This window comes from Zobellella maritima (assembly GCF_003075035.1).
Lineage (GTDB): Bacteria > Pseudomonadota > Gammaproteobacteria > Enterobacterales > Aeromonadaceae > Oceanimonas > Oceanimonas maritima.
Genome location: NZ_QCZE01000002.1, coordinates 152,928 through 166,647 on the forward strand (window position 1 = coordinate 152,928; position 13,720 = coordinate 166,647).

Genomic DNA, 13,720 nt, shown 5'->3' on the forward strand with positions numbered 1-13,720 from the left:
AGTGGACCACTATACAACGCCTAGCTTAGCAGAAATACCGCTTAGCGACATGATGGTGCCTTGCAGCGGCATTAGCTGTACTAATGAGATGCATAAAAATTTAACGAGTTTACAACCTGTGGGGTTGGCTGGGACACTGGCTGCAGAGTCGGATTCCGGCGATATCAACCACTCAGGGAGAGCCCGTTCATGACTGCCAAGCAGCCTAATATCCTGTTCCTTATGGCCGATCAGATGGCCACCTCATCACTGCCATTTTACGGTCACCCACTGGTCAAGACGCCACATCTGTCCCGCCTTGCAGACGAAGGCGTGGTGTTTGATTCGGCCTACTGCAACAGCCCGCTGTGCGCGCCGTCGCGCTTCACCCTGATGTCCGGCCAGCTGCCGTCGCGGATCGGTGGCTATGACAATGCCGCTGACTTTCCCGCCGATATCCCGACCTTTGCCCATTATCTGCGCGATGCAGGTTACTACACGGCCCTGTCCGGCAAGATGCACTTTTGTGGTCCCGATCAGCTGCACGGCTTCGAGGAACGGTTGACCACCGACATCTATCCGGCCGACTATGGCTGGTTCGTCAACTGGGAGGACTTTGAGACCCGCCCCAGCTACTACCACAACATGTCCTCAGTGACCCAGGCCGGCCCCTGCGTACGCTCCAACCAGCTGGACTTCGATGACGAGGTCAGCTTCCGGGCCCAGCGTTTCCTCTACGACTATGCGCGCAATGGTGAACAGCGGCCGTTCTGCCTGACGGTGTCCTTGACCCACCCGCACGACCCCTACACCATACCGCAGCAGTACTGGGATCGTTACAACCACGACGACATCGACATGCCCCGGGTGCCTTTCTCCCAGGAGACGGCGGATCCCCATTCTCGGCGGCTGCGCTATGTCTATCAGCTGGACGAGAATACCCTGACCGACGTCCAGATCCGCAATGCGCGTCATGCCTATTACGGAGCCATCAGCTATGTGGATGACCAGATCGGCGCCGTGCTCAAGGTGTTGAAGGACACCGGGCTGGACCAGTACACCATTATCGTGTTCTCCGGCGATCACGGCGACATGCTCGGCGAACGCGGCCTCTGGTACAAGATGAGCTGGTTCGAAGGCTCGGCGCGAGTGCCCATGATAGTCCATGCCCCGGGCCGCTTCGCCCCGAAACGGGTCAGCGAGTCGGTGTCCACCATGGATCTGCTGCCCACCTTTGCCGAACTGGCGAATAACAATATGGCGCCCGACTATGCCGCGCCCCTGGACGGTCGCAGCTTGTTGCCGCACCTGACCGGCAACGGCGGACATGATGAGGTGATCGGCGAGTACCTGGGCGAGGGCGCGATAGCCCCCCTGCTGATGATCCGCCGTGGTCGCTACAAGTTTGTCTATTCTGCGCCCGATCCCGACCAACTGTTCGATCTGGAGGCCGATCCGCTGGAACTCAGCAACCTGGCCGAGGATGCTGCCCATCAGGATCTCCGCCGGCAGTTTCGCGATGAGGTAGCCCAACGCTGGGACTACGAGCGGCTGCACGACGAGGTGGTCGCCAGCCAGCGACGTCGCAAGCTGGTGTCTCGCGCCCTGAGCACCGGCAAGGTCACCACCTGGGATCATCAGCCGGTGTTTGATGCCGGCACCCAGTACATGCGTAATACCATCGATCTTGACGACCTCGAGCGGCGTGCTCGCTTCCCGATGGCACCTGAACACCAGTCATGATGACGGTACCGGGCAAGGCACAGCGGTATCAGGCACTGTTGCAGAGCCTGGTTCCCTTCATGGGATGGCTGCCCACACAGAGCACGCGTTCCCTGCGGGCGGATGTGCTGGCCGGGCTGACCGGCGCGGTACTGGTGGTGCCCCAGGGGGTGGCCTATGCCCTGCTGGCAGGCCTGCCCCCCGAATACGGCCTGTATACCGCCATTATCCCGACCATACTGGCAGCGCTGTTCGGATCTTCCCGGCATATGGTCAGCGGGCCGACGGCGGCACTGTCGATCGCGCTGTTTGCTACCCTGCAGCCCTTTGTCGAGGCCGGCAGCGGGGAATTCATTTCGCTGGTGTTGACCCTGACCTTTCTTACCGGGGTGTTTCAGCTGTTGCTGGGCCTGGCGAGGCTGGGGGCCCTGGTCAATCTCGTTTCCCATTCGGTGGTGACCGGTTTTACCGCCGGGGCGGCGCTGATCATTGCCACCAGCCAGCTTCCCTATGCGCTGGGGCTGGGTCCACTGGCCGGCAACGGCATTTTCGATACCTGGGGGGGGCTGTATGAGCGGCTGGACGACATCCGTCTGGATGCGGTGCTGGTGGCCGGCATTACCCTGGCTGCCAGCCTGGCATTTCGGCGCTGGCTGCCCCGCTGGCCGGGTATGCTGCTGGCACTGGCGGGGGCGTCACTGCTGGCCGCCTGGCTGGATCCGCAGGGGATTGATATCCAGCGTATCGCGGCGGTGCCGGCAGGCTTGCCCCCGTTTTCGGCGCCGGACTTGTCCTTTGACATCTTGCGGGTGCTGACACCGGGTGCCATCGCCCTGGGGCTGCTGGGGCTGGTGGAAGCCTCGGCCATTTCGCGGTCCCTGGCATTGCGTTCGGGGCAGCGTTCGCACAGCAACCAGGAATTTATCGGGCAGGGGATATCCAACATGGGAGGCGCCTTCTTCTCCGGCTATGTGTCTTCGGGCTCTTTTACCCGTTCGGGGCTCAATGCCGATGCAGGGGCACAGTCACCGCTGGCGGCGGTTATGGCCGCCTTGTTTCTGGTGCCCATGGTGCTGCTGGCGACCCCGCTGCTGCATCATGTACCCATGCCCGCCATGGCCGGCCTGCTGCTGCTGGTGGCCGTCAACCTGATTGACCGGCACAGTATCCGCGAGGCGCTGGCCGTCAGCCGCTCGGAAACCACTGTGTTGGTGATCACCTTTGTCAGCACCCTGCTGCTGGCACTGGAATTTGCCATCTATTTCGGGGTATTGGCTTCACTGGCACTCTACCTGCTAAAAACGACACGACCTCCTGTGGTCGCCTGCGCCCTGTCGCAGGCACCCGATGAAATTCGCCGGGCAGTGAAGGAAGATTCCTGCACCGTGGTCAGGATTGACGGCTCCCTGTTCTTCGGTGCCTGCGGTTCGATCGCACGGCGGCTGGAAGGTTATGACAGTCCCAACCTGGTGATCCTGGCGGAGGGCATCAATTTCATCGATCTCAGTGGTATCCATCTGCTTCAGCAACAGGCAAACCGTTGCCAGGCGATGGGAGGAAGGCTTTATCTGGCCAGAACCAAGACCGACGTCCAGTCTCGCCTGCAGCGAGCCGGCGTTATCGATCAAGACCGACTCACAGTCGTCACAATATGAGAGGGATTCTCTATGACACATCAAGATACTGACCAAGGGCAGGGAGGCCGCCTCAACCCGGCTGTCTTCCATGGCTCGGTGGCGGGCATACTGATATTTCTGATCTATACCATCGCCTTTACCGATCATGCCACGGCGTTCTTCAACGCCGGGCTGGACTGGATCGGCCGGACCTTCGGCTGGTATTACATGCTGGCGATCGTTATCTATCTGGCGTTCGTAATAGTGGTCGGCGTTTCGCGCTTCGGAAAGATTCGATTGGGGCCGGATCATTCGCGACCGGAGTTTTCGCTGCTGTCGTGGTCGGCCATGCTGTTTGCGGCCGGGCTCGGCGGTGCCATCCTGTTTTTCGTGGTCTCAGAGCCGCTGACCCACTACCTGACGCCGCCGGTCGGTGCTGGGGGCGGTGCGGATGCCCAGCGTCGGGCCCTGGTACAGACCTTTATGCACTGGGGTATCTCGGGCTGGGGGCTGTATGTGCTGATGGGCATGGCGCTGGCCTATTTCAGCTATCGTCACCGCTTGCCGCTGGCCATTCGTTCGACCCTCTATCCCCTGCTGGGCAAGCGCATCTACGGGCCCATCGGTAACGCCGTGGACATCGCCGCCGTGCTGGCTACCGTATTCGGCATCGCTACCGCCCTGGGCATAGGCGTCATGCAGATGAACTACGGGCTGACCTACCTGTTCGAGGTGCCGGAGGGATTGTCGGCTCAGATTATGCTGATTGTGTTGGTGGTGTCCCTGGCGACCTTGTCGGTGGTAAGCGGGGTCAACAAGGGCATACGCCGGCTGTCGGAATTTAACCTGCTGATGGTCGCCGCCGTGGTGCTGTTCGTGCTGTTGCAGGGTGACACCCTGATGTTGCTCAATGCCCTGGTGATGAATACCGGCGATTACCTGGCTGCGCTCACCGGCAAGAGCTTCGAGACTTATGCCTACAACCCCGAGGCCCAAGGCTGGTTCAGCGGCTGGACCGTGTTCTTCTGGGGATGGTGGATTGCCTGGGCCCCGTTCGTGGGTCTGTTTTTGGCGCGTATCTCTCGTGGCCGTACCATTCGCGAGTTTGTCGCCGGCGCCCTGTTCATCCCGCTGATTTTCGTGATGATCATGATGTCCGTGTTCGGTAACAGCGGCATCGGCATGGTGGAACAGGGTCTGGTGGTGCTGGGCGAGCAGGCGGTGAATATGCCGCAGGCGACCATTTATACCTTCCTCGAGCAACTGCCCTGGGTCGGCCTTACCGCCAGTCTGGTGACCCTGCTGAGCATTATTTTCTTCGTGACTTCGGCCGACTCCGGGGCCCTGGTGTTGTCCAACTTCACCTACATCCTGCGCGATGTAAACCATGATGCGCCAATACGCCTGCGTATCTTCTGGTCGGTGCTGATCGGTCTGATCACCCTGGCCCTGCTGATGGCCGGTGGCCTGAGGACACTGCAGAGTGCGGTGGTGATCACCGCCCTGCCGTTTTCGGCGATTATCTTCCTGGTTATGATCGGCTTGTACCGCTCGCTCAAGATTGAAACCGGCAAGCTGGAGGCTCGCCAGCAGGTGGTGACCGGCAACGGTGCCGTACTCGACTGGCGTGAGCGGCTCGATCGTACCCTGGATGCCGGCACCCATGACAGGGCAGAGGCCACCATACGCCATGCCATTCGTCCGGCCCTGACCGAGCTGGCCGAAGAGCTGAAATTGCGGGGCCAGCAGGCCAGCCTCACCGAGCGGCAACTCGAAGAGAATCAGTTGGCATGTCCCAGGCTGCGGGTGGACTTCGATGGTGCCCCCAGCTTCGTCTACGAGGTTCGTACCCGGCGTATGCAGCCACCGAGTTTTTTGCCGGCGGACGACGACTACTATCTGCGCCTGGATGTGCATCTGGCCGATGGCAGCGTGGGGCAGGACCTCAATGGCTATACCCGGCTGCAGGTGGTGCACGATGTGCTGAATGAATACCAGCAACACCTGCACTTCCTGACCCAGGCCGGCGTGGATGGGAGCCTGGAGAACATCCCCGGTCATCAGCATCAGCTTGAGGGCGATATGTCGTTGCGGGCAAAACCTGCGTGACCCCGGCTCCTCCCTTCCCGACAGGCAAGCCGGGGAGGGCGTTACGAGGAAAATAAAACGGCCCCGCAGGGAGTATCCTGCGGGGCCTTTTCTTTATTCCCAAGGGCTGGTTATTCGAGCCGAAAGTCGTCTGAGTCCATCCAGGCGGGGAAACGTTCCCGGTAGTCGCGCAGTTCGGTCAGACTAAGGCTGGCTTGCAGGACGGCAGCCTGGTGATCGTCGGCCTTGGCGAGGATCTCGCCCTGGGGATCGATGATCAGGCTGTTGCCGCTGTAGCTCAGGCCGTTGTGATCGTGGCCGACCCGGTTGCAGCCGGCGACAAAGGCCTGGTTTTCGATGGCTCGGGCGGTCAGTAGGCTGGTCCAGTGGTGGGCGCGGGGCGCCGGCCAGTTGGCCACATATAGCGCCAGGTCATAATCATTCCGGTTGCGGGACCAGACCGGGAAACGCAGGTCGTAGCAGATCTGCGGCAGTATCCTGAATCCCTTCCACTCGATCACCAGTCGCCGGTCTCCCGGGCTATAAACTTCGTGTTCGCCCGCCATGCGGAACAGGTGGCGTTTGTCGTAGCGGTAGATGGCGCCGTGCGGATTGACCAGCAGGAAGCGGTTAACTGCGCCCTGTTCGGTTTGCAGGGCCACGCTGCCGCCGATCATGGCCTGCAGGCGCTGGGCATGATCATACAGCCAGTCGTAGACTTCGCTTTCGGGCAGGGCATGACGGGCGGCATCCATGGCAAAGCCGGTGGTGAACATTTCCGGCAGTATGATCAAGTCCTGATCATGCATCCGGCTCAGCAGGCTGTCGAAGTGAGCCAGGTTGGCCGGGCCGTCGTGCCAGTGCAACGGCTGCTGTAACAGGCTGAGGTTCAGAGTCGGCATAAACGGGCTCCCGCTTCATCCAGAGTGTCGTCTTGCTTGGCAAAGCATAGCCGAACCAGTCGGTGTGGGAAGGGACCGTCACAGAATACCGACAGCGGAATGGCGGCCACCCCGGCGTGCTCGGTCAGCCAATGGGCGAAGGCGACATCGTCCAGCTCGCTGATGGCGCTGTAATCGACCAGCAGGAAGTAGGTGCCTTGGCTGGGCAGCACGGTGAAGCGGCTGGCTGCCAGTGCCTCGGCAAAACGGTCCCGCTTGGCTCGATAGAAGGCGGGCAACTGCTGCCAGTGCTCGGGATGGGCATTGAGCATGTCCGCCAGCGCCAGCTGGGCCGGGGTATTGATGGAAAAGGTCAGGTACTGGTGCACCTTGCGTAGCTCGGCGCTGAGAGCGGCGGGGGCGATGGCGTAACCCACCTTCCAGCCAGTCATATGGAAGGTCTTGCCGAAGGAAGAGACGGCGATGGTCCGTTCCCGCAGGTTGGGGTGCGTCAGGGCACCGTAATGCCCCTCGTGGGTAAAGCAGATATGCTCGTAGACCTCATCACTGAGCACGAAAATACTCTGATCGGCGATGGCCTGCCACAGCTGGTTGTAGTCGTCGGCCTGCCACAGGGTGGCGGAAGGATTGTGCGGACTATTGATGATCACCAGCCGGGTACGGGGGCTTAACGCCGCGCGAAAGGCGGACCAGTCCACCCTGAATTCGGGCGGGCTTAACTGCAAGCGCACCAGCTTGCCACCGGCCAGGCTGACCGCCGGGGCATAGCTGTCGTAGCTGGGATCGAAGCAGACCACCTCGTCGCCGGGCCGTACCAGGGCGGTGATGGCTGCATAGAGGGCTTCGGTCGCGCCGGCGGTGACGGTAACTTCGTTGTCGGCACAGACAGCCATGCCATACTGTTGCCGGATTTTGGCGGCGATGGCCTGGCGCAGGGCCGGGGTGCCGGTCATGGGGGCATACTGGTTGGCGCCTTGGGCCACGTGGTAGGCCAGCCGCTCTTTCAGGTAGGCGGGACCATCGAAATCGGGGAAGCCCTGGGAAAGGTTGATGGCCTGGTGCTCGGCCGCCAATGCGCTCATCTGGGTGAAGATAGTGGTGCCCAGCTCGGGCAGTTTGCTTTCCAGGTTCATCTAGGGCTCCTCGCTCGGCGTGTTGCCCGGCACTATAGCAGAGTGTTAGGATTTGGCAATCAAGACACTTGGACGGTTAAACGTCTAAACAGCCGAGTGGTAGCTTGTTCTGGTGGAATCTAACCCTTTGGCCAGCTTAAGTTCTGTTTGAACGGTGACAAGTAACGGACTTAACACAGCACCATTTGGCTGATGATCTGATAGATGTCAGGATCTGATAAGCAGACCGTCGGCGGCAGGGTCGAAAAATGCTCCCGCATCGGCGATATTTTGTCATCCATGGTGGTTAAGTGGCACATTTGAGTCTATATGGATGTATTCTCGGCGAGTCTGCGTTCGCCCCAGGCCTTTGTAACATTCTTGGGCTCAGTTATTTATAAAGGTAATCATTATGTCATATACCTCAGAGCTGGCAGAGCTGGTGGCCACCTGCCACTGGATTGGCGCCAAGGGCTGGTGCCCGGCCACCGGCGGTAACATGTCGCTACGCCTGGATCTCGACACCTGCCTGGTGACCGAATCGGGCAAGGACAAGGGCAGCCTGAGCGAGGCGGACTTTCTCAATGTGCGCCTGGCCGACAACGAAGTCGCCGATGGCCGCCGCCCTTCCGCGGAAACCGGCCTGCATACCCTTATCTACCGGCTGTTGCCGGAAACAGGGACTGTGCTGCATACTCATTCGGTCAATGCCACCGTGCTGTCCCGGGCCGAAACCGGACCGGCGTTGGCGCTGAACGGCTACGAGATGCAAAAATCCCTGGCTGGCCAGCAGACGCATCAGGATACTGTACTGATCCCGATTTTTGACAATGACCAGGATATCGATGCCCTGGCCAGGCGGGTGGCGGACCATCATCAATGCCAGCCCCTGGCCTATGGCTTCCTGGTGCGTGGTCATGGTTTGTACTGCTTTGGCAGATCAGTGGCCGAGGCCCGCCGCCACCTGGACGGGCTGGAGTTTTTATTTCAATGCGAACTGACTCGCAGACTGCTGGAGGCAAAGTGATCAAAGCCATCGTTACCGATATAGAAGGCACCACCAGCGACATCCGCTTCGTGCATCAGGTGCTGTTTCCCTATGCCCGGGAGCGCATTGCAGACTTCGTGCGGGCCACTGCCCATGATGCGGAAGTCATGGTACTGCTCAATGATGTCCGTGCCGACATGGGCCAGCCCGGAGCCTCGCTGGATGATGTGATCGCCGAGCTGTTGCGCTGGATAGACGAAGATCGCAAGGCCACCCCGCTGAAGGCCCTGCAGGGCATGATCTGGCGGCACGGTTATATCAACGGCGACTTCAAGGGCCATATTTATGAGGATGCGGTCAATTGCCTGCAGGACTGGCATAGATCCGGTATTCGTCTCTATGTCTATTCATCCGGTTCGGTGGCGGCCCAACAGCTGTTGTTCGGCTACAGCGAGGCGGGCGATCTTACCCCGTTGTTCAGCGGTTATTTCGATACCAGGATCGGCGCCAAGCGAGAAGTCGGGGCCTATCAGACCATAGTCCGGGAACTGGCGCTACCGGCGGACGAGATCCTGTTCCTGTCGGATATTCACCAGGAGCTGGATGCCGCCGAAACAGCCGGCATGCACACCTGCCAGCTGGTCCGCGACGAGCCCGACCCGGCCAGCCATCATCGCCAGGTAAGCCGTTTTGATGAAATCAGCCTGACTTCAAAGGAGTGACCATGAGTGCCTTGACCATTTTTGCCGACAGCAAGCCTGACCAGCCGCTGTTTACCAGCCAGGATGGCGCCGAGATCGCCACCGAACTGGCGAAGATTAGTGTGAGTTTCGAACGCTGGCAGGCCGACCGGGAGCTGGCCGCCGATGCGGATAACGCCACCATCCTGGCCGCCTATCAGGCCGAGATTGACAAGCTGGTAGCGCGTGCAGGTTATCAGAGCTGGGACGTAGTCAGTATGCAGCCGGATCACCCTGATCGGGCGGTGTTTCGCGAAAAGTTTCTGTCCGAGCACACCCATGGCGAGGATGAGGTGCGCTTCTTCGTCGAGGGGGCAGGTCTGTTCTGCCTGCATATCGAGGGCAAGGTGTATCAGGTACTGTGCGAGAAGAACGATCTGATCTCGGTGCCGGCCAATACCCGCCACTGGTTTGATATGGGTCCGGCGCCGCGCTTCACCGCCATCCGCCTATTCAACAACCCGGAGGGCTGGGTCGCCCAGTTCACCGGCGACGCCATCGCCGACGGCTTCCCCAAGCTGGATTGACAAGTTTTTCCTGCAGCCAACCATTGCGCCCAGGCTGACACTTCGAGCCTGGGCGCAATGTCGTCCTGGAGGGCCGATATGCGCGATGACATGCCATCAACTGAAAAATAGAGTTAATGAATCCTTCCAGTGCCCTCAGTGGCAGGCCAAAGAAGGCCTTGAGCATGAGGGCGGGTTGCTGATGTTGTACCGCGCTTTGCCCATCTGTCCGATCCTGAGTCCGTTCGTCAGGCGATCAGATCATGAGTGAGACAGATAGTGCATTGATTTAAGAAACAACGCCCTGGGCCGAGAGTTCTCTGCGGAGGATTTCTGCACCTGCACTTAAGGCATTTAGCTTGCCTCTTGCTACTCGACGAGATAAGGGGGCCATGCCACAGTTGGTACAAGGGTAGAGCTTGTCGGCATCTACAAACTTAAGTGCGCTTCGCAGAGTATTGGCTACTTCCTCTGGCGTTTCAATGCTATTGGTTGCAACATCAATGGCCCCTACCATCACCTTTTTACCTCGAATGAGTTCAAGCAGCTCGATTGGAACACGAGAGTTGTGACATTCTAATGAGATAATATCGATATTAGATTTTTGCAGTTTGGGAAAGACCTCTTCATACTGTCTCCACTCAGAACCCAATGTCTTTTTCCAATCTGTATTGGCTTTGATGCCATAGCCATAGCAAATGTGCACAGCAGTTTCACATTTTAGGCCCTCAATTGCTCTTTCTAAAACAGCAATTCCCCAATCATTTACCTCATCAAAAAAAACATTAAATGCAGGCTCATCAAATTGAATAATGTCAACACCAGCTGCCTCTAATTCCTTAGCTTCTTGATTGAGTATGTTGGCAAACTCCCAGGCTAGCTTTTCACGGCTTTTATAATGGTTATCATAAAGAGTATCTATCATAGTCATAGGTCCAGGCAGGGCCCATTTAATGGGTTTGTTGGTTTGCTTACGTAAAAATTTGGCATCGTCAACAAAAACTGGCTTTTGGCGACTTACTGCACCAACGATCGTCGGTACACTCGCATCATAGCGATCACGAATTTTCACGGTCTTACGTTTCTCAAAATCAACACCGCTAAGGTGTTCAATAAACGTCGTCACAAAATGTTGGCGTGTTTGTTCGCCATCACTGACAATATCAATACCTGCTTGTTGCTGCTCTTGCAACGACACACGTAAAGCATCCTGTTTACCCTCAATTAATTCATCTTCTTGCAATTTCCAGGGTGACCAAAGTGTCTCAGGTTGTGCAAGCCAAGAAGGTTTTGGTAAACTGCCTGCCGTTGAAGTGGGTAATAATTTTTTCATGATAAGTACCGTTTTATATGCTCGTCAATTATAAATCCCGAATTTAGGAGGAGTAGCTAGCAGACCATTGCTCAAGAATAGATTGGTATGGTTTGATGAAGTGCTCTTCAGCAAACTCCCCCTGCTTAATACCTAACTTGCTACGTTCTTCTCGATCATAAACAATTTGAGTTAATGAATGATCCAGATTCTTCAAACTTGGTTTATAGCACTTTCCTGCTGCAGCGTTAGCATTATAAATCTCAGGTCGGTAAATCTTTTGAAAAGTTTCCATCGTGCTGATGGTGCTTATAAGCTCAAGATTACTGTAATCATTAAGTAAATCACCAAAGAAATAAAAAGCCAGAGGCGCAACGCTATTTGACGGCATAAAGTAACGAACTTCCAACCCCATTTTTTTGAAATATTGTTCGGTCAAAGATGATTCGTTTGGCTGGTATTCAACACCCAATGCGGGATGCTGATTTTCAGTCCGATAATAGGTCTTGTTATCTGAAACACTGAGGCAGATAACAGGTGGTTTAATAAAGTTTTGTTTGTAAGTGTCTGAATTAACAAAACACTTAAAGAGTTTTCCATGCAGATCGCCAAAATTATCTGGAATGCTAAATTTGGGTTGATTCTTGTTATGTTTCAATAGTAATACACTGAAATCATAATCTCGTACATAAGAGGAAAAATTATTTCCTACAATACCTTCAATACGTTTGTTAGTTTTGTGGTCAACAATGTTTGTTTTCAATATTTCAATCGTAGGAAAGGTATGACCATTGCCTTCATTATCAATATCCATATCAACGGAAATAATCTCCAGTTCGACAGAATAACGATCTCCTTTGGGATTATCCCAATGCGCCAAGGCATTGAAACGATTGTCAATCATCTTTAAGGCGTTGCGCAAGTTCTCTTGGCGGCTCTCTCCTCTAGCCAAATTAGCAAAGTTGGTAGTAATACGCGTATTGTCTGAGGGTTGATAATTTTCATCGAAACCAATGCTGTCTATAGCAAATGTAAAGTCGTTACTCATCGTGATCTGGCATCCAATTTTCCGAGATAAAATCTGAATTTATTACTTGCTCTCTATGGGCTTGCTGACTCTTAAATCACCAAGCTGCACAGTTTTTTCTGGTTTTTGTCTAATTAACAATCAACTGCAATGTTATCTAGAAGTCCAGATGTCTAGAGCAAAGCGTAGATATGTTATACAGGGGTAGTTACATGAAAAATAATGATTTCATTGCATCAAATTATGAACAAAGCTCATGATTGATTGTAAACCAGTGCTCTGCCAGTTGAGCGGTGTGCCACCTTCACGGTTTGTGCGCACTTATAGATGCAGCGGTATCCGGCGGGTCAGGGTACGTCTATCAGCTGAAAAATGGCGGTACCGCTGCCGGATAGCCTCTTCATCCATCAGGAAGGTCAGTAAACAGCGATGGAGCAAGGCCAGGATGTAATGCCGTCAGTTGCTGATGTTGTGACGTGCTTTACCCAGCTGTGTACTCCAGAGTCCGTTTGTTAGTTGTTCAGATCATGGGGGAGACAGATAGTTCACTGTATAGGAAGCAACGCCACCTGACGGTAGCTGTATTAGTGAAAAGATATGTGAGTTTAAAGGTAAGGCTGGTCATTACCTGATATTCTGAGCCTGAGCAATGAAATCACTCAGGTAATTAATCTGTTCTTCGCCTTTTCTAATTCCCAAAAAGATTTGTTTTCTAATCCCTTGTTTACCGAACCGGAGGCTTTTAATGGCCATTGTTTTGGCGAACTCATCTACTAACCAACCAGGCAAGGCACAGACGCCTCTGCCTGCTGCCACCATTTGCAACATTATTTCCGTAGTTTCGATGGTCTTGTGTTTTTTGACCGTACATTTTGCGGGGTTCAAAAACTGACTGTAAACATCCAGCCGCTCAGGCTCTACCGGATAGCTAAATAAAACTTCTTCATTTAGCTGTTCAGGCATGACCGAGTCTTGCATGGCAAGGCGGTGAGATGCCGAAACGACAAGTCTATGCTCATAGTCAAATACCGGTATAAACGTCACCTTGGGTTTATACAAGGGATCAGGTGTGACGAGGATATCTATCTCGTAGCTATGCAAGGCGCCTAGACCACCGAACTGAAATTCCTGCTTCACGTCAATATCAACGTTTGGCCACTTTTCAAGATAAGGTTTAATTACTTTTAACAACCATTGATAGCAAGGGTGGCATTCCATGCCGATGTGAAGTGAACCCATTTCGCCTTTCGCTATCTGACGTAATAGTAGTTCAGTGTGTTTGAATTGCGGCAATACCCGATTGGCAAGAGTCAAAATTTGTTCACCAGCATTGGTAAGGCACAAGTTTCTACCTTCTTTTTGCCAAACAGGTGTTTTGATCTGGCCTTCTAATTTTTTTATGCTATGACTCAATGCAGACTGGGATAAATTCAACGATTCAGCAGCTTGGGTTAACGTTCCTTGCTCTTTTATTGCTGCCAGTACTTCAAGGTGAAACCGCTCCAACATAACTTAACTCCGGTCTTTTTAGTACTTGATATTATGAATATAATTCATGACTTATTGAAAGTATATCATTGTTTTCATTGATTAATGTCGTTATTTATTCTCGGCATGTACTGAGGGGCGGCAACAAACGTCAATAAGGGAGTTGTAATAAGATCGGCTAATGACTTGAGTTTAATATCTACACATCCTTGTTAAAAAAGTTTCTGGTAAAAGCGATTA

At 55.0% G+C, this 13,720-nt stretch carries 11 protein-coding genes and 1 pseudogene; 6 read left to right on the top strand and 6 right to left on the bottom strand.

What is annotated here, in order from left to right:
• Positions 1-189: 189 nt before the first annotated feature.
• The 3 genes from betC to betT are packed head-to-tail and all read left to right on the top strand — an operon-like array spanning position 190 to position 5,426.
• Positions 190-1,722 carry a choline-sulfatase gene (betC, locus tag DCS96_RS12580; protein WP_116474750.1) on the top strand — a complete coding sequence of 511 codons (1,533 nt, stop codon included), beginning with the start codon at positions 190-192 and terminating at the stop codon, positions 1,720-1,722.
• Complete coding sequence (locus DCS96_RS12585; protein WP_198650070.1) at positions 1,719-3,356, top strand: SulP family inorganic anion transporter; 1,638 nt, start codon at positions 1,719-1,721, stop codon at positions 3,354-3,356. The genes betC and DCS96_RS12585 overlap by 4 nt, the downstream gene beginning before the upstream one ends.
• 12 nt (positions 3,357-3,368) lie before the next feature.
• Entirely contained in the window at positions 3,369-5,426 is a 2,058-nt protein-coding gene (gene betT / locus DCS96_RS12590; protein ID WP_116474751.1) for a choline BCCT transporter BetT, read from the top strand.
• Between the two features lie 110 nt (positions 5,427-5,536).
• Here betT and DCS96_RS12595 read toward each other — a convergent pair whose 3' ends face one another.
• Together DCS96_RS12595 and DCS96_RS12600 are read right to left on the bottom strand one after the other, a co-directional pair.
• Positions 5,537-6,307, bottom strand: coding sequence for an amidohydrolase (locus DCS96_RS12595; protein ID WP_116474752.1), 771 nt, complete (start codon positions 6,305-6,307; stop codon positions 5,537-5,539).
• Positions 6,295-7,440 (bottom strand): pyridoxal phosphate-dependent aminotransferase, encoded by a 1,146-nt coding sequence (locus tag DCS96_RS12600; RefSeq protein ID WP_116474753.1) that lies wholly within the window; start codon positions 7,438-7,440, stop codon positions 6,295-6,297. The genes DCS96_RS12595 and DCS96_RS12600 overlap by 13 nt, the downstream gene beginning before the upstream one ends.
• A 391-nt stretch (positions 7,441-7,831) precedes the next feature.
• Between DCS96_RS12600 and DCS96_RS12605 the strand changes: the two genes are divergently transcribed.
• The 3 genes from DCS96_RS12605 to DCS96_RS12615 are packed head-to-tail and all read left to right on the top strand — an operon-like array spanning position 7,832 to position 9,674.
• Positions 7,832-8,446 (top strand): methylthioribulose 1-phosphate dehydratase, encoded by a 615-nt coding sequence (locus DCS96_RS12605; protein ID WP_116474754.1) that lies wholly within the window; start codon positions 7,832-7,834, stop codon positions 8,444-8,446.
• Positions 8,443-9,129 (top strand): acireductone synthase, encoded by a 687-nt coding sequence (mtnC, locus tag DCS96_RS12610; RefSeq protein WP_116474755.1) that lies wholly within the window; start codon positions 8,443-8,445, stop codon positions 9,127-9,129. The genes DCS96_RS12605 and mtnC overlap by 4 nt, the downstream gene beginning before the upstream one ends.
• Positions 9,130-9,131: 2 nt before the next feature.
• Positions 9,132-9,674, top strand: a complete 543-nt coding sequence (locus DCS96_RS12615; RefSeq protein WP_116474756.1) for a 1,2-dihydroxy-3-keto-5-methylthiopentene dioxygenase — start codon at positions 9,132-9,134, stop codon at positions 9,672-9,674.
• A 94-nt stretch (positions 9,675-9,768) separates the two neighbouring features.
• On the opposite strand, the pseudogene DCS96_RS19070 reads toward DCS96_RS12615, so the two are convergent.
• The 4 genes and pseudogenes from DCS96_RS19070 to DCS96_RS12635 form a co-directional block, all read right to left on the bottom strand.
• Positions 9,769-9,852 (bottom strand): annotated as a pseudogene (locus DCS96_RS19070) (transposase); the annotation flags it as partial.
• A 90-nt stretch (positions 9,853-9,942) separates the two neighbouring features.
• Positions 9,943-10,986 (bottom strand): methionine synthase, encoded by a 1,044-nt coding sequence (locus DCS96_RS12625; protein WP_116474757.1) that lies wholly within the window; start codon positions 10,984-10,986, stop codon positions 9,943-9,945.
• Positions 10,987-11,029: 43 nt separating this feature from the next.
• Complete coding sequence (locus DCS96_RS12630) at positions 11,030-12,013, bottom strand: DUF1852 domain-containing protein (RefSeq protein WP_116474758.1); 984 nt, start codon at positions 12,011-12,013, stop codon at positions 11,030-11,032.
• A 603-nt stretch (positions 12,014-12,616) separates the two neighbouring features.
• Positions 12,617-13,501 carry a LysR family transcriptional regulator gene (locus DCS96_RS12635; protein ID WP_116474759.1) on the bottom strand — a complete coding sequence of 295 codons (885 nt, stop codon included), beginning with the start codon at positions 13,499-13,501 and terminating at the stop codon, positions 12,617-12,619.
• Positions 13,502-13,720: the final 219 nt, after the last annotated feature.